Here is a 22,813-nt window from a genome sequence, read left to right on the forward strand (position 1 = left end):
CGCCGCACCATCACATTCAAGACCGGACGCAGAGCGTCCAGAACGGCATGCGACGCGGAGCGTCGCACGATGATCAAGACATGCCTAAGCGGAGCGTCGCACGATAGTTGAGATTATCGTTCCGCACGCTCCAGCGTGGAAATGCAGTGCGTGACGCTCCGCGTCACAGATCTGCGCCGCGCCATCACACTCAAGACCGGACGCAGAGCGTCCAGAACGGCATGCGACGCGGAGCGTCGCACGATGATCAAGACATGCCTAAGCAGAGCATCGCACGGTAGTTGGAATTATCGTTCCGCACGCTCCAGCGTGGGAATGCCGTGCGTGACGCTCCGCGTCACAGATCTGCGCCGCACCATCACATTCAAGACCGGACGCAGAGCGTCCAGAACGGCATGCGACGCGGAGCGCCGCACGATGATCAAGACATGCCTAAGCGGAGCGTTGCACGGTAGTTGGGATTATCGTTCCGCACGCTCCAGCGTGGAAATGCAGTGCGTGACGCTCCGCGTCACAGATCTACGCCGCACCATCACATTCAAGATCGGACGCAGAGCGTCCAGAACGGCATGCGACGCGGAGCGTCGCACGATAATCAAGACATGCCTAAGCAGAGCGTCGCACGGTAGTTGGGATTATCGTTCCGCACGCTCCAGCGTGGGAACGCCGTGCGTGACGCTCTGCGTCACAATCTACGCCGCGCCATCACATTCAGGATAGGACGCAGAGCGTCCAGAACGGCATGCGACGCGGAGCGTCGCACGATGATCAAGACATGCCTAAGCAGAGCGTCGCACGATAATCAGGGAATGCGGAGCGTAGGCCTGCCTCAGTCAACCGCCACGCCCAGTTCGGTCAGGCGTTTTAGCAGCGCATCTTCGTCCAGTACGGTCAGCCCCAGCTCGTTGGCCTTGGTCAGTTTCGAGCCTGCACCTGGGCCTGCAACCACGGTGTGGGTCTTGGCCGAGACCGAGCCGGAGACTTTGGCACCAAGGCTTTCGAGTTTTTCCTTGGCGACGTCACGACTCATGCGCTCCAGCGAGCCCGTCAGTACCCAGGTCTGCCCGGCCAGCGGCAGGCCTTCGACGGTTTTTTTCTCGCTGCGCCAGTGCATGCCGAAGTCCTTGAGCTGGGCTTCTATGGCGCGGGCACGCTCGGCGTTTGCGCTGTCGTCGAAGAAATCGCGGACCGACTTGGCCTGTTTCTCCGGCAGCGTCTGACGCATGTCCAGCCAATCGGCGCTGATGACGGCCTCCAGCGTGCCGAACCTGTCAGCCAGTTTCTGTGCAGCGCCCGGCCCTACCGACGGAATGTGCAGTTTGTCGATCAGCCCTTCGAGCGTAGTGCTGGCCGCAAACTCGGCACCCAGCTCGCCCTGGTCCTGCAATTGCAGTCCGCATTCGCCCAACAGCGCATCAATGACGTTACGGTTGTGCTCATCCTCGAAGAAACTGTGAATTTCGTAGGCAACTTCCAGACCGACATCCGGCAGGTAAGTCAACACCTCCGGCAAGGCCTGTTTGACGCGCTCCAGAGACGCCAGCGAGCGCGCCAGCACCTTGGCCGTCTCCTCGCCCACATCGGGAATGCCCAAGGCATAGATAAAGCGCGCAAGAGTCGGCTGCCGGCTGTCGGCAATCGCCTTGAGCAGCTTGTTGCTGGAAATTTCGGCAAAGCCTTCCAGGTCGATGATCTGCTCGTATTTCAGCTTGTACAGGTCGGCAGGCGAGCCGATGAGTTTTTCATCGACCAGTTGCTCGATGGTCTTGTCGCCAAGCCCTTCGATGTCCATCGCACGACGTGACACATAGTGGATGATCGCCTGTTTGAGTTGCGCACCGCAGGCCAGACGCCCGACGCAGCGATACACCGCACCTTCGGTGACGGTTTCCTTGCCCTTGCTGCGTTTGATCAACTGCGTGCGCTCGACATGCGAGCCGCACACCGGGCAGGTCTGTGGAACCTGCACCGCCCTGGCATTCTCGGGGCGGCGCTCGGCAACCACCTGCACCACCTGAGGAATCACGTCACCGGCGCGGCGGATGATCACCGTGTCGCCAATCATCAGGCCGAGCCGCGCCACTTCATCCATGTTGTGCAGCGTGGCGTTGGCGACCATGACGCCAGCCACCTTGACCGGCTTGAGGCGCGCGACCGGCGTCACTGCGCCGGTACGCCCCACCTGGAATTCGACATCCAGCAGCTCGGTCAGCTCTTCCATAGCCGGGAATTTGTGGGCAATTGCCCAGCGCGGCTCGCGGGCGCGAAAACCCAGTTCGCGCTGCGCAGCCAGGTTGTTGACCTTGAACACCACGCCGTCGATCTCGTAAGTCAGTGCCAGACGCCGCTCACCAATATCGTGGTAATAGGCCAGACACTCCTCGACGCCATTCGCCAGCTTCAGCTCGCGACTGACCGGCATGCCCCACTTTTTCAACGTTTCAAGCACGCCGATGTGAGTGTCGGCGATTTCCGCCGAAGTCTGCCCCAGGCCATAGCAGCAGAATTCCAGCGGACGATTGGCAGTGATTTTCGAGTCCAGCTGGCGCAGGCTGCCCGCCGCCGCATTGCGCGGGTTGGCGAAGGTCTTGCCGCCGATTTCCAGCTGGCTGGCGTTGAGCCGCTCGAAACCTGCCTTGGACATGAACACTTCGCCGCGCACTTCCAGCACATCCGGCCAGCCCTTGCCTTTCAGCTTGAGCGGGATGTTGCGCACGGTGCGCACATTGACGCTGATGTCCTCGCCGGTGGTCCCGTCCCCACGCGTCGCACCGCGTACCAGCGCACCGTCGCGATACAGCAGGCTGACTGCCAGACCGTCCAGCTTGGGCTCGCAGCTGTACTGCACCTTGCTGCCCGCACCAAACAGGTCCCCGGCAGGCAAATCCAGCCCTTCGGTTACGCGCCGGTCAAACTCGAGCATGTCGTTTTCTTCGAAAGCGTTGCCCAGGCTGAGCATCGGCATTTCGTGCCGCACCTGGGTGAACGCCGACAAAGCGGCGCTGCCAACCCGTTGCGTCGGCGAATCCGGCGTGACCAGATGCGGGTTTTCTGCCTCAAGGGCCTTGAGTTCGTGAAACAGGCGGTCGTACTCGACATCCGGGATGCTGGGCTCATCCAGAACGTGATAGCGGTAGTTGTGCTCATCCAGCTCTGCACGCAGTTCCAGGATTCGGGTTTCGACGGCCTTCATACGGTGTTCTCTCAAAAAGCAAAAGAGCAGCCGAGGCTGCTCAATCTGTTGGCTCTGTTCTGTTCAAGCCCAATCCCCGAAAAAGCGCGCCGGAGCATGCTCTTGATCGGGAAGTGGACAAGGATTCGCTTAACCGCGACGCTGGGTCAACGCACGGCGCTCGAATTCAACGATGCGCTGACGGTAATGCTCGATGGTTTGCGCGGTCATGACACTGCGCTGGTCATCTTTCAGCTCGCCATCCAGTTCATGGGCCAGCTTGCGGGCTGCGGCAACCATGACGTCGAAGGCCTGCTTGGGATGACGCGGGCCTGGCAAACCAAGGAAGAAGCTCACGGCACGGGTGCTGAAATGGTCGATATCGTCCAGATCGAACACGCCGGGCTTGACCGCATTGGCCATCGAGAACAGCACTTCGCCGTTACCTGCCATGCTTTCGTGACGATGGAAAATATCCATCTCGCCAAAACGCAGGCCGCTTTCCAGGATGTTCTGCAACAACGCAGGGCCCTTGAAGCCGCCTTCACTGCGCGAAATCACGCTGATGACCAGCACTTCCTCAACCGGAGGCAGGTCCTTGTCCTCAGTGATGCGCTGGGCAGGCTTGTCGTCCGGGAAGTCATCGTCACGCCCGGTGAACAGGCTCGGGCCGTCCAGATCCAGATTCAGGTCACCCTGCTGCGGTTCGTCCTTGCGCTTCTTGTCGCTGTTGCCACGCTTGTCACTGTTGCTGCGCTTGCCCTCACGCGGGCTGGCGCTCATCGACGGCAAGTCATGCTCATCGAGCTGCGGCTCCTTGTGGGTGTCCAGCACACGGGGCGGCCCGAGCACTTCGGCCGACGTGGTTTCCTCCTCATCCGGAAGATTGGAGAAGCTTCGATCCAGCCTGAATTTCAATTTACCTTTGCTGCCGCGCATACGGCGCCAGCCATCAAAAAGAATACCGGCAATGACTATTATGCCGATGACGATCAGCCACTCGCGCAGACCGATTTCCATGTAATCCAGTGCCTCTAATGAAGAAATCTGAAAATAAGGGCCTAAACCCCTTTAATACGTGGTGCCAAGTCTATGTTCTGACTGGCAATTTGCCCACGCGAAAATAAAAAGTGGTCACTAAACTAGCACGACCAAAGGTAACTTTACACCGTCTGTTACGTCTCTTCGCCGCCCAAAGTGCCATCTATCACACAAACGTCAAATTTTCAGGCCCTTGCGCAACGATTTCCCGACTGAATCAAGCCAGAACTCAGGCATCCACAAGCGCCATCGCCTGCTCTACATCCACCGCTACCAGCCGCGAACAGCCTGGTTCATGCATCGTCACCCCCATCAATTGGTCAGCCATTTCCATGGCGATCTTGTTGTGGGTGATGTAGATGAACTGAACAGTTTGTGACATTTCTTTCACCAACCGCGCATAGCGACCCACGTTGGCGTCATCCAGCGGCGCATCCACCTCATCAAGCATGCAAAACGGCGCAGGATTGAGTTTGAAAATGGCAAAAACCAGCGCCAGGGCAGTCAAGGCTTTTTCCCCACCCGACAGCAGATGAATAGTGCTGTTCTTCTTGCCGGGAGGGCGCGCCATGATTGTCACCCCTGTATCGAGTAAATCTTCGCCCGTCAGTTCCAAATAAGCGGAGCCACCACCGAAAACTTTTGGGAAAAGTGCCTGAATTCCGCTATTTATCTGATCGAAGGTATCTTTGAAGCGGTTTCGGGTTTCTTTATCGATCTTGCGGATGACGTTTTCCAGCGTGTCGAGTGCTTCCACCAGATCAGCATCCTGCGCATCCAGATAACGCTTGCGTTCGGATTGCTGCTGGTACTCGTCGATGGCGGCGAGGTTGATCGCTCCCAGACGCTGAATACGCCCGGCGATGCTCTCCAGTTGCTGCTCGGCGGCCTGCTCGCTGGCCTCGGGGGTCAACGTGGCGAGCACGCCGTGCAGGTCGTAGCCGTCCTCGTGCAATTGGTCCTGCAACGCCGTGCGGCGCACCGTCAGCGACTGCCATTCCAGGCGTTGCTGCTCAAGCTGGCCGCGCAACAGCTGCGATTGCTGCTCAGCCTGGGTCCGGCGCTTTTCGGCTTCACGCAATTCGCGGTCAGCGTCTTCGAGGGCGTTCTTGGCGATGCGCATTTCATCATCGACCACCATGCGCCGCTCCAGCAGCTCTTCAAGCTTGAGGCGCAGTTCTTCAAGCGGTGCCTCGCCCTCCTCCAGATTCAGACTCAGTTGCTCGCGTTTTTCGGTCAGCCTTTCGGACTGCATGCGCAGGCGCTCCAGCGCCTGACGCGTCGAATCGTACTGCGCCTTGAGCGAGCCCAGACGCACCGCCAGTTGATGACTGTGATCCTTATGCTGCCGCGCATCCTGACGAATCCTATCCAGACGCTCGCGCAGCGCATCACGCTGCGCCTGAAGCACTTCGCGCTGTTCGGTATCCTGCGCCATGCTGTCCAGTGCATCCTGCAATTGCAGGCGCGATTCGCCGAGGTGCTCGTGCTCGACAGCGCGTTGCTCGCCCAGCTCGGCCAGTTCTTCGTCCAGACGAGTACGACGCAGGGTCAACTGCTCGACCTTCACCCTGACCGCCGACAGTTGCGCTTTAAGTTCGCTTTGCTGACGGGTTTCGTCCTGCACGCGGCGGCGCAGTTGCTCGCGGGCTTCTTCCTCCTGCGACTGTTGCTCGCGCAGCACCAGCAATTGCTCTTCAAGCGTAGCCAGCGTCGCTTCGCGCTCATCACGCTCCAGGCCCAGCCGTTGTAATTCCTGCCCCCGCGCCAGCACGCCACTCTGCGCCTCGCTGGCACGTCGCACACGTAAAAAGTGCCGCCCGACCCAATAGCCGTCACGGCTGATCAGGCTTTGTCCGGCGCTGAGTTGCGCACGTCGCGCCAGCGCTTCGTCCAGATCCTCGACCGGAATCACCTGGCCCAGCCAGGCGGACAGATCAACCGTACTGTCCACTTTCTCCAGCAGGCTGCCAGGCACCCGCACCGTATCAGCACCGGTGCTGAGCAAGCGCAGATCACCCTGCTTGAAGTTCGCCAGATCAAGCGCATCGAAGTCATCCACCAGCACCGCCTGCAAATCCGCGCCGAGCACGGTCTCCACCGCCAGCTCCCAGCCCGCCTCGACACTCAGCCCCTCGGCCAGACGCGGGCGCTCGGCCAGTTGCTGATCGCGCAGCCATTCGGCGGTGCCGGTGTCCGGGTCAAGTGCGGCCTGCTGCAGCGCTTCCAGGGAAGCCAAACGCCCGTTGAGACGTTGCAGCTCGCCCTGCGCCTGCTGTTGCGCCTGGCTGGCCTGCTGCAGAGCTTCACGCAATTGCTCAAGACGCTCGACCGCCTGCTCCTCGCCTGCGTGCAGCTCTTCAAGGGTCATGTCACGGGTGGCGAGGTCTTCGCTCAGTTCCAGAATGGCCGCATCTTCAGGATCGGCGGCCAGCAACTGACGCTCTTCGGCCAGACGCCGCTGGCGTTCGGCCAGGCGTTCGATGCTTTGTTCAAGTTGCTGAATGCGCGACTGCTGGACCTGCGCCTGGCGCTGTGGCTCGGCGGATTGCTGATTGAAGACGTCCCACTTCTCCTGCCAGCCCTGCATGGCCGCTTCGGCGTCCTCCAGGGCAATGGCCGACTCTTCGGCGGCCGCGCTGGTCATTTCCTGCTCGGGCTCAAGCATCTCCAGCTCTTCGCCCAGGGTGGCAAGCAAGGTGGTGTCGTGGCCAAGATGGGATTCGGTTTCCTGGCGGGCGCGTTCGGCTTCGCGCAGGTCGTCCTGCAATTGGCGCAGCCGCTGCTGACCGTGCTGGATGCTCTGCTCGACGCGGGCGATGTCGCCACCGACCGAATAAAAACGGCCCTGCACCAGGTTGAAGCGTTCGGACAGATCATGATGGCCGTCGCGCAGCCTTTCGATGCTGGCATCGGCGCTGCGCTGATCAGCCACCAGTGCTTCAAAACCGATCTCCTGATTGCCGATCACTGCCTCGCGCTGCCCCACCAGATCATTCAACGCCTGCCAGCGCAGAGCCGACAATTGCGCCTTCAACTGGCGTTCTTCGGCCTTGTATTCCTGATACTTCTCGGCGGCCTGAGCCTGCCGGTGCAGACGCTCCAACTGACGCTCGAGTTCTTCCCGAAGGTCAGTCAGGCGCGCCAGGTTCTCGTGGGTGCGGCGAATACGGTTTTCGGTTTCCCGACGTCGCTCCTTGTATTTGGAGATCCCGGCGGCTTCTTCAATAAAGTTGCGCAGGTCTTCAGGCTTGGCTTCGATCAGCTTGGAGATCATGCCCTGCTCGATGATCGAATAGCTGCGTGGCCCCAGGCCGGTGCCAAGGAAGATGTCGGTAATGTCGCGACGACGGCATTTGGTGCCGTTGAGGTAGTAGCTGTTCTGGCTGTCGCGCGTCACTTTGCGGCGAATGGAGATTTCCGCATACGCCGCGTACTCGCCAACCAGCGTGCCGTCGGAGTTATCGAATACCAGCTCGATACTCGCCTGGCTGACCGGTTTACGGCTGGTTGAGCCGTTGAAGATGACGTCGGTCATCGACTCGCCGCGCAGGTTCTTGGCCGAGCTTTCGCCCATGACCCAGCGCACGGCGTCGATGATGTTGGATTTGCCACAGCCATTGGGGCCGACAACGGCCGCCATGTTACTGGGGAAGTTCACCGTGGTGGGATCGACGAACGACTTGAACCCTGCCAGCTTGATGCACTTCAGGCGCATGGCGTCAGTCCGCTGCCAGGGCGGCCAGCACCAGCTGGCAGCTGCGCTGACAGTAGGCGATCAGCACTACACGAATTTTCGGCAGATCCCGCGCGATCACCGCGCCAAGCAACTCGTCGAACAACGCCAGGTAGTCGCCCATATCGGCCTTGCGTTGCTCGAGCGCGAGGAAATAGCTGCGGCTCATTGAAGGCTGCAGGTTCTCGACCGTTTCTTCGAGGTACGGGTTGCTGGCGAACGGATAGGCCGCGCGCATGACATTGAAGCTCTCTTCGACAAATGCCTTGACGTCCTGCTGCTCGAAACTGACCTGCAGGCGCTGTTGTATCTGCACGAACGGCGCAAGATCATCCTCGGTGCGCCAGCGCTCGACCACCGCATTGGCCAGCAGAATGTACAACTCGCTCATCAGGCCACACAGGCTGGTCACGTTGTGCGCGTTGAGCACCGTAACCTGTGCCCCACGACGCGGCAGGATCACCACCAGATGGCGGCGCTCCAGAATCAATAATGCTTCGCGCACAGAACCACGGCTGACGTTCAACGCCTGCGTGACTTTCTGTTCCTGAATACGCTCTCCAGGCTTGAGCTCACCGCGAATGATCCGCTCGGCAAGATGATGAGCAATTTGCTCAGCGAGGCTGTCCGGGGCCTTGAACGTCATGACTATCCTTCAAAAAAACCAGTTCTGCATGCAAGCCGCGAAGTGTAGCGCAACCGGTACGGATGGCGCAGGGCCATAGAAGCGGAAACTGGCACGAAATACGCAAAACCTTGAATACAACCCAATGGGCGATTCAAGAACCAGAGAGTCTTTGATCGGCAGAATGCTGAAAAACTCAATTTCCTGACTCTTAAGTCAGAAACAAATTGACCCAATAAGCAGAGCTGATAGATTCATCGACATGTCTGATGACAATAAATGTGAGGGCTTTGCGCCGTGATTCAGTTCCTTTTGAACCAAGAGCTAAAAACCGAGCGCAGCCTGAATCCGAACATGACCGTGCTGACCTACCTGCGTGAGCAGGCACACAAGCCCGGTACCAAGGAAGGTTGCGCCAGTGGCGACTGCGGTGCCTGCACCGTCGTGGTTGGCGAGTTGCACAGTGACGCCGACGGCAAGCAAACGCTGCGTTATCGCAGCCTCAATTCGTGCCTGACGTTCATGGCGTCGCTGCACGGCAAACAATTGATCAGCGTCGAGGACCTCAAGCACCAGGGTCAGTTGCACAGCGTGCAACAAGCGATGGTCGAGTGTCACGGCTCGCAATGCGGCTTTTGTACCCCGGGCTTTGTGATGTCGCTGTTTGCCCTGCAAAAGAACAGCAGCGACGCCAACGCGCACCAGGCCCACGAAGCGCTGGCAGGCAATTTGTGCCGCTGCACCGGTTATCGCCCTATTCTGGCCGCCGCCGAGCAGTCTTGCAGCCAGCGCCAGCCGGACCAGTTCGATCAGCGCCAGGCTCAGACTGTCGAGCGCCTGCGAGCAATCACGCCAGGCCAGACCGAAGCACTGAGCGACGGCGAAAAAAGCTGCTTCATTCCGCTGACCGTGGCGGACCTGGCTGACCTTTATGGAAGCCATCCGCAGGCGCGCCTGCTGGCCGGCGGCACCGATCTGGCCCTGGAAGTCACGCAGTTTCACAAACAATTGCCGGTGATGATTTACGTCGGACACATCGACGAGATGAAGGGCGTGAAGCGTTTCGAAGACCGCCTGGAGATCGGCGCAGCCACTCCGCTGACCGATTGTTATGCAGCACTCAAGGCCGAATACCCGGACTTTGGCGAGTTACTACAACGCTTCGCCTCGTTGCAGATCCGCAATCAGGGCACGCTGGGCGGCAATATCGGCAATGCCTCGCCCATCGGCGACTCACCGCCCCTGCTGATCGCCCTTGGTGCGCAGATCGTGCTGCGCAAAGGCAACGGTCAGCGCACTCTGGCGCTGGAGGATTACTTCATCGACTACAAGGTCACGGCTCGCCAGGAGAGTGAGTTCATCGAAAAGATCATCGTGCCGACCGCGAATCCACTGCAGACCTTTCGTGCCTATAAAGTCTCCAAACGCCTGGATGACGACATCTCGGCAGTCTGTGCGGCGTTCCGCCTGACGATAGAAGACGGCGTGATCCGCGAGGCACGTGTCGCCTATGGCGGCATGGCGGCGATTCCCAAGCGCGCAGCGGCCTGCGAGCGGGCCCTGGTCGGCCAGCCGTGGAGTAATGAAACCGTTGAGCAGGCCTGCGCCGCACTCAGCGAAGATTTCACGCCGCTGTCGGACTTCCGTGCCAGCAAGGAATATCGCCTGTTGAGCGCGCAGAACCTGCTGCGCAAGTATTTCATCGAAGTGCAGACGCCTGCCGTCGCAACGCGGGTGACTGACTATGTCTGAGCATTCCCCATCCATTACCCAGGCCGAAATGCTCGCCGTGTTCCAGCAGGGCTTGAGCACTGGCGTCGGTCGCAGCGTCAAGCATGACAGCGCCGATAAGCATGTGTCCGGCGAAGCGGTGTATATCGATGATCGCCTGGAGTTTCCCAATCAGTTGCATGTGTACGCACGTCTTTCCGACCGTGCCCACGCGCGAATCATCAGCATCGACACCTCGCCCTGCTACGCCTTCGACGGCGTACGCATCGCGATTACCCATCAGGATATTCCGGGGCTCAAGGACATCGGGCCGCTGCTGCCCGGCGACCCATTGCTGGCCATCGACACGGTGGAGTTTGTCGGGCAACCGGTGCTTGCCGTTGCTGCTCGTGGTCTGGACATTGCCCGGCAGGCGGCAATGGCGGCGATTATCGAATACGAGGACCTGGAGCCGGTGCTGGATGTTGTTCAGGCGCTGCGTCAGAAACACTTTGTGCTCGACAGCCACACGCACAAACGTGGCGATTCGGCGGCGGCGCTGGCAAGCGCAACCCACCGCCTGCAGGGCAACCTGCACATTGGCGGCCAGGAACATTTTTACCTGGAAACCCAGATCTCTTCGGTGATGCCGACCGAAGACGGCGGCATGATTGTCTATTGCTCGACCCAGAACCCCACGGAAATCCAGAAGCTGGTTGCCGAGGTACTGGGCGTGCCGATGAACCGCATCGTGGTCGACATGCGGCGCATGGGCGGTGGCTTTGGCGGCAAGGAAACCCAGGCGGCCAGCCCGGCCTGCCTGTGCGCCGTGATTGCCCGGCTGACCGGCCAGCCCACCAAAATGCGCCTGCAACGTTTTGAAGACATGCAGATGACCGGCAAGCGCCACCCGTTCTACATCGAGTACGACGTGGGTTTCGATGATGACGGTCGCTTGCAGGGCATACTACTGGATCTGGCAGGCAACTGCGGCTACTCGCCAGACCTGTCTGCGTCGATCGTCGACCGCGCCATGTTTCACGCCGACAACGCCTACTATCTGGGCGAAGCCACGGTCAATGGTCACCGCTGCAAGACGCACACCGCGTCCAATACGGCCTACCGTGGCTTTGGCGGCCCGCAAGGCATGGTCGCCATCGAAGAAGTCATGGACTGCATCGCGCGCTTCCTCGGCAAGGACCCGCTGGCGGTGCGCAAGGCCAACTATTACGGCAAGACCGAGCGTAACGTCACGCACTATTACCAGACGGTCGAGCACAACCTGCTGGAAGAGATGACCGCCGACCTCGAGCAGAGCAGCCAGTACGCCGAGCGCCGCGAAGCTATTCGCACGTTTAATGCCGGAAGCCCGATCCTGAAAAAAGGCCTGGCGCTGACGCCGGTCAAATTCGGCATATCATTTACCGCCAGCTTCCTCAATCAGGCCGGTGCGCTGATTCATATCTACACCGACGGCAGCATCCACCTGAACCATGGCGGCACCGAAATGGGCCAGGGCTTGAACACCAAGGTTGCGCAGGTCGTGGCCGAGGTGTTCCAGGTGGACATCGACCGTATTCAGATCACCGCCACCAACACCGACAAGGTGCCGAACACCTCGCCCACTGCCGCCTCAAGCGGCACCGACCTGAACGGCAAGGCGGCGCAGAATGCCGCTGAAATTCTCAAGCAGCGGCTGGTGGAGTTCGCCGCCCGGCACTATCAGGTGGCAGAAACAGAAGTCGAGTTTCGCAACGGCCATGTGCGGATCGGCGATATTTTCCTGCCCTTCGCCGAGCTGGCGCAATTGGCCTGGATGGGCCAGGTTTCGTTGTCCAGCACCGGCTATTACAAGACGCCGAAGATTTTCTATGACCGCAGCCAGGCGCGGGGCCGACCGTTCTATTACTACGCGTTTGGTGCGGCCTGCGTCGAGGTCATCGTCGACACGCTGACAGGCGAGTACAAAATGTTGCGCACCGACATTCTGCACGACGTCGGCGCCTCGCTGAACCCGGCCATCGATATCGGCCAGGTCGAAGGCGGCTACATTCAAGGCGCAGGCTGGCTGACCACCGAGGAACTGGTGTGGAACGACAAGGGCAAGCTGATGACCAGCGGCCCGGCGTCCTACAAGATCCCTGCGGTGGCGGACATGCCGCTTGATCTGCGCATCAAGCTGGTAGAGAACCGCAAGAACCCGGAAGACACGGTGTTCCATTCCAAGGCCGTCGGCGAGCCACCGTTCATGCTCGGCATCGCGGCCTGGTGCGCGATCAAGGACGCCGTGGCGAGCCTGGGTGACTACCGTTATCAACCAAATATCGACGCCCCGGCGACACCGGAAAAAGTGCTGTGGGGCTGTGAGCAGATGCGCCAGAAAAGCGCTGCGCGTCGCGCATCCGGCGAAGGTGCCGAGCCGATTGTTTCCGCCCCTTCGCGGGTAAGTGAAGCTTCGCCAGGCTCGCCTTCACCTAGTCAGGATGCCCCCGTGGGAGCGAGCCTGCTCGCGAAGGCACCGGGCCTGGATCACTCGGTCCTGGAGCAGAAATGAACAACTGGATCAGCGCCCTGGCCGAGCTGCAGGCCCGTGGAGAACCCGGCATCCTGGTGACGATCATCGAGGAGCTGGGCTCGACGCCACGCAATGCCGGCTCGAAGATGGTGGTCTGTGCCGAGCATATTCACGACACCATCGGCGGCGGGCACCTGGAATACAAGGCCATGCAAATCGCCCGCGAGATGCTCGCCAGCGGCACCCGGCAAACTCGCCTGGAACGCTTCAACCTCGGCGCAAGCCTCGGTCAGTGCTGTGGCGGCGTCAATGTGCTGCTGTTCGAACCGATGGGCGAGCCGGTCGCACAGATCGCCGTGTTTGGTGCCGGGCATGTTGGCCGTGCACTGGTGCCACTGCTCGCCAGCCTGCCCTGCCGGGTGCGCTGGATCGACGCGCGTGAGAACGAATTCCCCGAGCCGATGCCCGATGGCGTGTTGAAGATCGTCAGTGAAGAGCCGGTCGACGAGGTCGCGCAGTTGCCTGTCGGCACTTACTGCATTGTCATGACCCACAACCATCAACTGGACCTTGAGCTGACTGCTGCGATCCTAAAACGCGGCGACTTTACTTACTTCGGGCTGATCGGCTCGAAAACCAAGCGCGTCAAATTCGAACATCGCTTGCGTGAACGCGGTTTCGACGCCAGCCTGCTGCAACGCATGCGTTGCCCGATGGGCCTGGCGGAAGTCAAAGGCAAGTTGCCCATCGAGATCGCGGTGTCCATCGCCGCCGAAATAATCGCCACCTACAACGCAAGCTTTGGCCAGCACAGTGCCAATGCCGAACCAATCGCCAGACTGCTGCCCGCATCACGCCGCAGTCAGTCGCAATGAGTCACAACGAGAGTGCCATGAGTTCAGTTTCCCGCCGTAAAGCCTACCGCGCCGCCATCCTTCACAGCATTGCCGACCCCGCGGAGGTGGCAGTAGAAGCGTCTTATGAGTATTTTGCCGATGGCCTGTTGCTGGTCGAAAACGGCAAAATCATTTCAGTGGGCAATGCTGACGATTTGCTCGATAGCCTCGACGGCGATGTCGAGCTGATCGAATACCCGGACGCACTGATCACACCGGGCTTCATCGACACCCATATCCACTTGCCACAAACCGGCATGATCGGTGCCTACGGCGAGCAACTGCTCGACTGGCTCAACACCTACACCTTCCCCTGCGAAAGCCAGTTCGCCGACCCCGAGCATTCGGCGCAGGTGGCCGACATCTTCATCAAGGAACTGCTGCGCAACGGCACGACCACAGCGCTGGTGTTCGGCAGCGTGCATAAAGAGTCGGTCGAGGCGTTTTTCAGTGCGGCCCAGGCACTTGACCTGCGCATGATCGCCGGCAAGGTGATGATGGATCGCAATGCGCCGGATTATCTGGTTGATACGCCGGAATCCGGGTACGCCGACAGCAAGGCGCTGATCGAGCGCTGGCACGGCAAAGGGCGTTTGAGCTACGCAGTGACCCCGCGATTCGCGCCGACCAGCAGCCCGGAGCAATTGAGCCTGGCTGGCCAGTTGCTCACCGAGTATCCCGGCCTGTACCTGCAGACCCACATCAGTGAAAACCTTCAGGAGATCGAGTGGGTCAAGGCGCTGTTCCCCGAGCGCAAGCATTACCTGGACGTCTACGATCACTTCAACCTGCTCGGCGAGCGCTCGGTGTTCGCCCATGGCGTGCACTTGTGCGACGAACAGTGCGCACGACTGGCGCAAACCGGTTCGGCGATTGCCTTCTGCCCGACCTCCAACCTGTTTCTGGGCAGCGGCCTGTTCAACTTGCCGATGGCCGAGAAGCACAAGGTGAATGTCGGGGTTGGCACCGATGTGGGCGGCGGCACCAGTTTTTCGATTCTGCAGACCCTGAACGAGGCCTACAAGGTCATGCAGATGCAGGGCGCACGGCTCAATCCGTTCAAGTCGCTGTACCTGGCGACATTGGGCGGCGCACGCGCATTGCGACTGGAGGACAAGGTCGGCAGCTTGAAGCCCGGTAACGAAGCCGACTTCCTGGTGCTGGATTACAACGCCACCCCGCTGCTGTCATACCGGTTGAAACAGGCTAAAGACATCGAAGAGATTCTGTTTGTGCTGATGACCATCGGTGATGACCGGACAGTGAAACAGACCTGGTCGGGTGGGCGTTTGGTGCATGAGCGGGGCTAAATCGTCCCTCACGCTCACGCAGGCTCTGCGTCGTCAAGAGGACGCAGAGCGTCCGGAACGGCATGCGACGCGGAGCGTCGCACGATGGTCAAAGCTTCGTTATCGTTCCCTACGCTCCGCGTGGGAATGCAGGTCTCGACGCTCTGCGTCGTCAAGAGGACGCAGAGCGTCCGGAACGGCATGACGACGCGGAGCGTCGCACGATGGTCAAAGGTTCGTTATCGTTCCCTACGCTCCGCGTGGGAATGCAGGTCTCGACGCTCTGCGTCGTCAAGAGGACGCGGAGCGTCCGGAACGGCATGACGACGCGGAGCGTCGCACGATTATCCGAAGGCCTCAACGCCCCGGTTTTTTTCTGCCCATGACGTGCGAGAACACTGCATGCAAATCGTCCGAGGCACTGTCCTGGTCGAGGTTGAGCTTGCCGTCGATGTGGTCCATATGGTGCATCATCAACTCGACGGCGAGCGGCGCATCGCGCGCTTCGATGGCGTCGATCAGCTGGGTGTGTTCGTCGTAGGAACAATGTGTGCGGTTGCCGGTTTCGTACTGGGCAATGATCAATGAAGTCTGCGATACCAGGCTGCGCTGGAAGCTGATCAGCGGCGCGTTTCTGGCGGCTACGGCCAGTTGCAGATGGAATTCACCGGAGAGACGGATGCCTGCACCTCGATCACCGCGGGCAAAGCTGTCGCGCTCGTCGCTGACCATCTGGCGCAGCTCGACCAGTTGCTCGGCAGTGGCGTGCGCGACTGCCAGTTCAGTGATTGCCTTCTCGACCATGCGCCGGGCAAAAAATACCTGTCGCGCCTCTTCGACGCTGGGGCTGGCGACCACAGCGCCACGATTAGGCCGCAACAGCACCACACCTTCGTGCCCCAACCGCGATAGAGCGCGACGAATGATGGTGCGGCTGACACCAAAGATCTCGCCCAGCGCCTCTTCACTCAATTTGGTGCCCGGCGCCAGCCGCTGCTCCAGAATGGCATCGAAAATATGCTCGTAAACGATATCGTCCTGAGTAACGCTGCGGCTGGCGCTGGTCGTGCCGCGTGGCTGTTTCTTGAGAGGCAGGGACTGGTCGTTCATGGGCACTCGTGCGCAGATGGATTACGGCTTTGGGACTGGCGCATTGTACACAGGGCAAAACCGGAAACGCGCGCAAAAAAAGGCCCGCAGTGTGGGGCGGGCAAGAGGTACTCAGCTGCCCCGATACGTCGAGTAGCTATACGGCGAGATTAACAGCGGCACATGAAAGTGTTCCTGACCTGCATCAATGCCAAAGCGCAGCACCACTTCATCGAGAAAAGCCGGTGCGTTCAACGCAACACCTCGTGCACGGTAATAATCGCCAGCCTGAAAATGCAGTTGATAAACCCCGGACTGATAAGTGTCTCCCTGCAACAGGGGCGCATCGCAACGTCCATCGCTGTTGGTGACAGCGCTGACAACGTGCAGCAGCTGCTGGCCTTCGACCCGATACAATTCAATGCGGATGGCACTGCCTGGGCAACCGTGGGCAGCGTCCAGCACGTGTGTGGTCAATTTCCCCAAAACTTCACTCCTCACATCAGGCGACGGTGAAACAGTGCACCAATGAAGTGCTCTGCATGGTGCGATTGCAACCGATTAAGACACTTTCGCGAAAACCTGTACACAATAAAATCTTCAGCGGATTGCAGCTGACGCCTGTGCTGCTCGCCAAGCGTCGAATTACCTGAAAAGAAAGGAAGCAAAGGAAAAATATCAGATTTTTTCCGATTAGCTGACCACTCAGGCAGGTTTCTTGCTTGCGTTATCTGAACAGGCACGAATCGGTAACGAAACCTACAGGGTTACAGGCCGAAAATAAAATTGTATACAATCTGCGCATTGCAGTGCGTTGCCTGCCATTCGCAACGCACTTGGCCAAACGCACATAACGCACAGAAGGAAGCTTGCAGTGAGCGCTGACTACCCACGCGACCTCATTGGTTACGGTAACAACCCGCCTCATCCACGCTGGCCGGGCAACGCGCGCATTGCCTTGTCATTCGTGCTGAATTACGAGGAAGGTGGCGAGCGCAATATTCTGCACGGAGACAAGGAATCAGAAGCCTTTCTGTCCGAGATGGTTGCTGCGCAGCCATTGCAGGGCCAGCGCAACATGAGCATGGAATCGCTGTATGAATACGGCAGCCGCGCAGGCGTCTGGCGCATTCTCAAGCTGTTCAAGCAGTTCGATATCCCCCTGACCATCTTCGCCGTGGCCATGGCCGCGCAGCGTCACCCCGAGGTGATCCGCGCCATGGTCGCCGACGGTCACGAAATCTGCAGTCACGGTTATCGCTGGATCGACTATCAGAACATGGATGAAGCCGACGAGCGTGAACACATGCGCCAGGCGATTCAGATCCTCACCGAGATCAGTGGCGAACGGCCGCTGGGCTGGTACACCGGGCGCACCGGGCCCAATACGCGGCGACTGGTGATGGAGGAAGGCGGTTTTCTCTATGATTGCGACACCTACGACGACGACCTGCCGTACTGGGAGCCGAACAACCCTACCGGCAAGCCGCATCTGGTCATCCCTTACACGCTGGACACCAACGACATGCGCTTCACCCAGGTGCAGGGCTTCAACAACGGCGAGCAATTCTTTCAGTACTTGAAGGACGCGTTCGACGTGCTGTATGCCGAAGGCGAAGACGCACCGAAGATGCTTTCCATCGGTCTGCATTGCCGCCTGATCGGTCGCCCTGCCCGGCTGGCCGCGCTCAAGCGTTTCATTGAGTACGTCAAAGGCCATGAGCAGGTGTGGTTTACCCGGCGTGTCGATATCGCCCGCCACTGGCACACTGAACATTCGTTTACCGGCAAGGCGGCGCAATGAGCGAGTTTCAGAAACTGACACCCTCGACCCTCGACAGGGACGCATTCATCGCAGCCTTTGCCGACATCTACGAACACTCACCGTGGGTCGCGCAGCAGGCCTTCGATCAGGGCGCAGGCCCCGAACTGGATCAGGTCGAGGCCCTGCACGCCCGCATGAGCAAAATATTGCTCGGTGCCACCCACGCGCAACAACTGGCGCTGATCAATGCCCACCCGGACCTGGCCGGAAAAGCTGCCGTTCAGGGCGAGCTGACTCAGGCCAGTACCGATGAGCAGGCAGGCGCCGGTATCCACCACTGCACGCCTGAAGAGTTTCAGCGCTTCACCGAGTTGAACGAGGCTTACAAGGCCCGCTTCGGCTTTCCGTTCATCATGGCGGTCAAGGGCAGCGACAGGCACAAAATTCTGGCAGCGTTCGAACAACGCATCCACCACTCGCCCGAGGCCGAGTTCGCTTGCGCCCTGGCCGAGATCAACAAAATCGCACTGTTTCGTCTACAGGCGCTTTGAGCGTCGCCGTTATCAACCTGTTCAGAAGGCAGACAACAAGCATGAAAGTTTACGCCGCACCGTTCGAGAAGTTCGTGAACCTGGCCGACGCGCGCCTGGGCACAAAAATTCTTTCGGTCACCGATGACTGGTTCGCAGACGCCAACCGGCTGTTCCAGCCGACCCCGGCGGTCTGGAAGGAAGGCGTGTTCGACGACAACGGCAAGTGGATGGACGGCTGGGAGTCGCGCCGCAAGCGTTTCGAAGGGTATGACAGCGCGGTGATCCGCCTCGGTGTGGCAGGCACCATCAAGGGTGTCGACATCGACACCTCGTTTTTCACCGGCAACTTTCCGCCTTCCGCTTCGCTGGAAGCGTGCTTTCTGGCCTCGGGCGAACCCGATGAAAACACCGCCTGGACCGAAGTGCTGCCGTCTGTGGAACTGCAAGGCAACAGCCATCATTACCACGAGATCAGCAAAGATCAGGCGTTCAGCCACCTGCGCTTCAATATCTACCCGGACGGCGGCGTAGCGCGCCTGCGGGTCTACGGCGTGCCGCATCGCGACTGGTCGAAAGTCAGCGAAGACGAGCAGATCGATCTGGTCGCGGCACTCAACGGTGGCCGGTCGATTGCCTGCTCGGACGAGCATTACGGCAGCATGAGCAATATCCTCAACCCCGGCCGTGGCGTGAACATGGGCGACGGCTGGGAAACCGCGCGCCGTCGCACACCGGGCAACGACTGGGTCATCGTGGCGCTGGGACACAAGGGCGAAGTCGAGAAAGTCATCGTCGACACCCTGCACTTCAAGGGCAATTACCCGGACAGCTGCTCGATCCAGGGTGCTTTCGTCAAGGGTGGCACCGACAGCCAGATCGAAACCCAGAGTTTGTTCTGGCGCGAGCTGCTGCCAAGCCAGAAGCTGACCATGCACGCCGAACACGAGTTCGCCGAGCAGATCAACGCCATCGGGCCGATCACCCACATCCGCCTGAACGTCTTCCCGGACGGGGGCGTGAGCCGCCTGCGAGTACTGGGCAAGGTGGCCAGGTAACAACGCGTCGGAAGTCAGCAGAAGGCAACAGGTTATCGTTCCCACGCTCTGCGTGGGAATGCAGTTCCGGACGCTCTGCGTGGGAATGCAGTTCCGGACGCTCTGCGTCCAGTCTTGAGTATGTGTGGCGCGGCGTAGAGTTGTGACGCAGAGCGTCACGAAATGCATGCCAACGCAGAGCATTGGCACGATAGTCATCAATACGAATGTGCAAACGACCCACCCTCAAAACCATTGAAGAAGAATCCGCATGCGCAAACTGATAATCGAGCCGCTGACCAAGGAAGCTTTTGCGCCATTCGGTGATGTGATCGAAACCGATGGCAGCGATCATTTCATGATCAATAACGGCTCGACCATGCGCTTTCATCGTCTGGCTGAAGTACAGACCGCGCAACCGGATGACAAGGCGATCATCAGCATATTCCGCGCCGAAGCGCTGCCGATGCCGTTGACCATTGGCATGCTGGAGCGTCACCCGCAGGGCAGCCAGGCCTTCATCCCGCTGCTCGGCAACCCCTTTCTGATCGTGGTCGCGCCGGTTGGCGATGCGCCTGAGTCAGAGCTGACCCGCGCCTTCGTGTCCAACGGCAGGCAGGGTGTCAATTACCATCGCGGCGTCTGGCACCACCCGGTGCTGACGATCGAAAAGCGGGATGACTTCCTGGTGGTTGATCGCAGTGGCGAAGGCAACAACTGCGACGAGCATTACTTTGCCGAGAGCCAGTTGCTGGTTCTCGATCCCAACCCACTGGAAGGGTAAAACCGTGCTGGCACATATGATGGAATGGCTGAATCTGGGCGTACGCTGGATTCACATGATTGTGGGCGTGGCCTGGATCGGCGCATCGTTCTACTTTGTCTGGCTGGAGAACAACCTCAACCGCAGCAACCCGCGTGAAGGGCTGTCCGGCGATTTATGGGCGATCCACGGCGGTGGCATTTATCACCTGGAGAAGTACAAGCTCGCGCCGCCGACCATGCCGGAGAATCTGCACTGGTTCAAATGGGAAGCGTATTCAACCTGGCTGTCGGGCGTGGCCCTGTTGTGCGTGGTGTTCTACGCCAACCCTACGCTGTACCTGTTGGCGCCGGGCAGCAGCCTTAGTGGTGCCGAAGGCGTGCACATTGGCCTGGGTTCGTTGTTTGTCGGCTGGTTCATCTACAGTTTTTTGTGCGACTCGCCACTGGGCAAGCGCCCTGCCCTGTTGGGCGTGGTCCTGTTCGTGCTGCTGGTCGCGGCGGCATACGGGTTCAGCAAAGTGTTCAGCGGTCGTGGTGCCTACCTGCACGTGGGCGCAATCATGGGCACCATCATGGTCGGCAACGTGTTCCGCATCATCATGCCGGCCCAGCGCGCCCTGGTGGCCGCCATTGCCGAGAACCGCACGCCGGACCCAAGCCTGCCCGCCAAGGGCCTGTTGCGCTCGCGGCACAATAACTACTTCACCCTGCCTGTGCTGTTCATCATGATCAGCAACCACTTTCCGAGCACATACGGCAGTGAGTACAACTGGCTGATCCTGGCGGGCATCGCACTGCTGGCGGTCCTGGTGCGCCACTATTTCAATACAAGACATGACAGCCATCGATTCGCCTGGACTCTGCCGGTCGCTGCGCTGGGCATGCTCTGCCTGGCGTACGTCACCGGCCCTGCGCAACCTCCCGCGAAAATCGTTTACCAACCGCTGCCCGGCACCGCAGTCGGCGGTCATCGGGCCGACGAGAAACCTACGGAGCCGGTCACCGCGCCGGTCGAGGCCAAGCCTGCCAGCACCGGCGCGGACTTCGCCAAAGTGCATGAAGTGATTCAGCATCGTTGCACGGTATGCCATTCCGCAACGCCTACCAGTCAGTTGTTCAGCGTTGCGCCTGCGGGAGTGATGTTCGATACGCCAGAACAGATTCAGCAGCAGGCCCCGCGCATCAAGGCGCAGGCCGTCACCTCGCCGATCATGCCGCTGGGCAACATCACCCAGATGACTCAGCAGGAACGCGAACTGGTCGGTGCCTGGGTCGATCAAGGCGCACACACTAACTGAGTCCCTCGCTAACCAAGCGCCCCTGAAAAGGGGCGCACTCGCCCCACTTTCGCTCCAGACGCCCTGCGCTGGAGCACTTGAGTCAGATGACGCAAGTCAGTATTCTCCGCCGCCGCTGCAAAACCGGACAACCGCTCCCTGTACGCTGACGTTGACCGAACAGCCAACTAGCTGACTGTACGGTCAGGACTCTGTCGACCCGGAAAATGACTTGAAACCGACACGTTGATGCCGGTTTGGGGATTACTTCAACTTTTTTTCACTGTTTGGCGCAGCTCTTGCTAACAACACAAAGCTGACCAGACAGACAAATTACTGCAACCACAGACAAGGCGTCACTTAGAGAACGCCAGTCTGAAAAAATCACGATCTATTTCAAGGGACTCACCGCATGAACCGTACGTTTTCCAGCGTGTTACTGGCCAGCAGTCTGCTGGCCGCTGCGCCAGCCATGGCCGGGGATATCTTCCAGTGGCAGAGCAATAGCCTGACCTATCTCAATGGACGAGACTTTGCCGTCAACCCGGCAAACCAGCAGACGTTCACCTTTGAACATGCTGACAGCTGGAAGTACGGCGACAACTTCTTCTTCGTCGACAAGATCTTCTACAACGGCAAGGGAGACGCAACCGCTGGCGATAACACCTATTACGGTGAGTTCTCGCCACGCTTGTCGCTGGGCAAGATATTTGGCCAGAAGTTCGAGTTCGGCCCGATCAGCGATGTGCTGATTGCGGCAACTTACGAATTTGGTGAAGGCGATAACGAGTCTTACCTGATCGGCCCGGCGTTCGATTTGAAGATCCCGGGTTTCGACTACTTCCAGCTGAACTTCTACCAGCGCCAGACTGAAGGCAACCGTCCGGGCGATGGCGTATGGCAGATTACCCCGGTGTGGTCCTACACCATCCCCATGGGCAAATCGGATGTGCTGATCGACGGTTTCATGGACTGGGTAGTGGACAACGACAAGACGTCGCGTGGTACTTACCACTCCAACCTGCACTTCAACCCGCAGATCAAATATGACCTGGGCAAGGCACTGAATTACCCTGAGCGTCAGCTGTACGTCGGTATCGAATACGATTACTGGACCAACAAATACGGCATCAAGGACAGCCGCTCGTTCGACACCGACCAGAACACCGCGAGTTTGCTGGTGAAGGTGTTCTTCTAAGCACGATCCGGTTGTGAAGCTCGTTCCCGCGCTCAGCGCGGGAACGCATTTCTGAAGCCTCTGCGCCCAACCTTGAGAGGGTGTTGCTGCGCAGATCTGTGACGCGGAGCGTCACGGGATGCATGCCAACGCGGAGCATTGGCACGATATTCAACTCCTGCGCGGCGC

At 59.6% G+C, this 22,813-nt stretch carries 16 protein-coding genes; 10 read left to right on the top strand and 6 right to left on the bottom strand.

Annotated elements, in window-relative coordinates; genetic code table 11:
* Positions 1 to 829 precede the first annotated feature (829 nt).
* From ligA to RYB09_RS18535, 4 genes are all read right to left on the bottom strand, one after another.
* Complete coding sequence (gene ligA, locus RYB09_RS18520) at positions 830 to 3,193, bottom strand: NAD-dependent DNA ligase LigA (protein WP_316889682.1); 2,364 nt, start codon at positions 3,191 to 3,193, stop codon at positions 830 to 832.
* A gap of 129 nt (positions 3,194 to 3,322) precedes the next feature.
* On the bottom strand, positions 3,323 to 4,192 hold the full coding sequence (gene zipA / locus RYB09_RS18525) for a cell division protein ZipA (RefSeq protein WP_004665852.1): 870 nt from the start codon (positions 4,190 to 4,192) through the stop codon (positions 3,323 to 3,325).
* Between the two features lie 250 nt (positions 4,193 to 4,442).
* The gene (gene smc, locus RYB09_RS18530) at positions 4,443 to 7,931 is read right to left on the bottom strand and encodes a chromosome segregation protein SMC (RefSeq protein WP_058401977.1); all 3,489 of its coding nucleotides are present in this window, start codon (positions 7,929 to 7,931) and stop codon (positions 4,443 to 4,445) included.
* 4 nt (positions 7,932 to 7,935) lie between these two features.
* On the bottom strand, positions 7,936 to 8,595 hold the full coding sequence (locus RYB09_RS18535) for a GntR family transcriptional regulator (protein WP_058401976.1): 660 nt from the start codon (positions 8,593 to 8,595) through the stop codon (positions 7,936 to 7,938).
* 276 nt (positions 8,596 to 8,871) lie between these two features.
* Here RYB09_RS18535 and xdhA point away from each other — a divergent pair, with 276 nt between their 5' ends.
* The 4 genes from xdhA to guaD are packed head-to-tail and all read left to right on the top strand — an operon-like array spanning position 8,872 to position 15,005.
* Complete coding sequence (gene xdhA, locus RYB09_RS18540; protein WP_058401975.1) at positions 8,872 to 10,326, top strand: xanthine dehydrogenase small subunit; 1,455 nt, start codon at positions 8,872 to 8,874, stop codon at positions 10,324 to 10,326.
* Positions 10,319 to 12,838: a xanthine dehydrogenase molybdopterin binding subunit gene (xdhB, locus tag RYB09_RS18545; protein ID WP_316889685.1), complete on the top strand. Its 2,520-nt coding sequence runs from the start codon at positions 10,319 to 10,321 to the stop codon at positions 12,836 to 12,838. Before xdhA ends, xdhB begins: the two co-directional genes overlap by 8 nt.
* Positions 12,835 to 13,674 carry a xanthine dehydrogenase accessory protein XdhC gene (gene xdhC, locus RYB09_RS18550; protein ID WP_058401973.1) on the top strand — a complete coding sequence of 280 codons (840 nt, stop codon included), beginning with the start codon at positions 12,835 to 12,837 and terminating at the stop codon, positions 13,672 to 13,674. The genes xdhB and xdhC overlap by 4 nt, the downstream gene beginning before the upstream one ends.
* Positions 13,675 to 13,691: 17 nt before the next feature.
* On the top strand, positions 13,692 to 15,005 hold the full coding sequence (gene guaD, locus RYB09_RS18555) for a guanine deaminase (protein ID WP_058401972.1): 1,314 nt from the start codon (positions 13,692 to 13,694) through the stop codon (positions 15,003 to 15,005).
* Positions 15,006 to 15,341: 336 nt separating this feature from the next.
* Here guaD and RYB09_RS18560 read toward each other — a convergent pair whose 3' ends face one another.
* Together RYB09_RS18560 and uraH are read right to left on the bottom strand one after the other, a co-directional pair.
* Complete coding sequence (locus tag RYB09_RS18560; RefSeq protein ID WP_058401971.1) at positions 15,342 to 16,094, bottom strand: GntR family transcriptional regulator; 753 nt, start codon at positions 16,092 to 16,094, stop codon at positions 15,342 to 15,344.
* A 111-nt stretch (positions 16,095 to 16,205) separates the two neighbouring features.
* Positions 16,206 to 16,559, bottom strand: a complete 354-nt coding sequence (gene uraH, locus RYB09_RS18565) for a hydroxyisourate hydrolase (protein ID WP_058401970.1) — start codon at positions 16,557 to 16,559, stop codon at positions 16,206 to 16,208.
* 388 nt (positions 16,560 to 16,947) lie between these two features.
* On the opposite strand from uraH, the gene puuE reads away from it, so the two are divergent.
* The 6 genes from puuE to RYB09_RS18595 all read left to right on the top strand — a co-directional run bounded on the left by puuE (position 16,948) and on the right by RYB09_RS18595 (position 22,645).
* Positions 16,948 to 17,877: an allantoinase PuuE gene (gene puuE, locus RYB09_RS18570; RefSeq protein ID WP_316889688.1), complete on the top strand. Its 930-nt coding sequence runs from the start codon at positions 16,948 to 16,950 to the stop codon at positions 17,875 to 17,877.
* Positions 17,874 to 18,389: a 2-oxo-4-hydroxy-4-carboxy-5-ureidoimidazoline decarboxylase gene (gene uraD / locus RYB09_RS18575; protein WP_316889690.1), complete on the top strand. Its 516-nt coding sequence runs from the start codon at positions 17,874 to 17,876 to the stop codon at positions 18,387 to 18,389. The genes puuE and uraD overlap by 4 nt, the downstream gene beginning before the upstream one ends.
* 41 nt (positions 18,390 to 18,430) lie before the next feature.
* A complete protein-coding gene (alc, locus tag RYB09_RS18580; RefSeq protein ID WP_316889691.1) occupies positions 18,431 to 19,426 on the top strand; it encodes an allantoicase in 996 nt (331 codons plus the stop codon).
* Between the two features lie 250 nt (positions 19,427 to 19,676).
* Positions 19,677 to 20,189, top strand: a complete 513-nt coding sequence (locus tag RYB09_RS18585; protein ID WP_004643995.1) for an ureidoglycolate lyase — start codon at positions 19,677 to 19,679, stop codon at positions 20,187 to 20,189.
* Positions 20,190 to 20,193: 4 nt separating this feature from the next.
* Positions 20,194 to 21,468 carry a urate hydroxylase PuuD gene (locus RYB09_RS18590; protein ID WP_058409220.1) on the top strand — a complete coding sequence of 425 codons (1,275 nt, stop codon included), beginning with the start codon at positions 20,194 to 20,196 and terminating at the stop codon, positions 21,466 to 21,468.
* A 391-nt stretch (positions 21,469 to 21,859) separates the two neighbouring features.
* The gene (locus tag RYB09_RS18595) at positions 21,860 to 22,645 is read left to right on the top strand and encodes an outer membrane protein OmpK (RefSeq protein ID WP_002552796.1); all 786 of its coding nucleotides are present in this window, start codon (positions 21,860 to 21,862) and stop codon (positions 22,643 to 22,645) included.
* The last annotated feature ends 168 nt before the right edge of the window (positions 22,646 to 22,813 follow it).

The organism is Pseudomonas syringae group sp. J254-4 (assembly GCF_032586855.1).
GTDB lineage: Bacteria > Pseudomonadota > Gammaproteobacteria > Pseudomonadales > Pseudomonadaceae > Aquipseudomonas > Aquipseudomonas amygdali.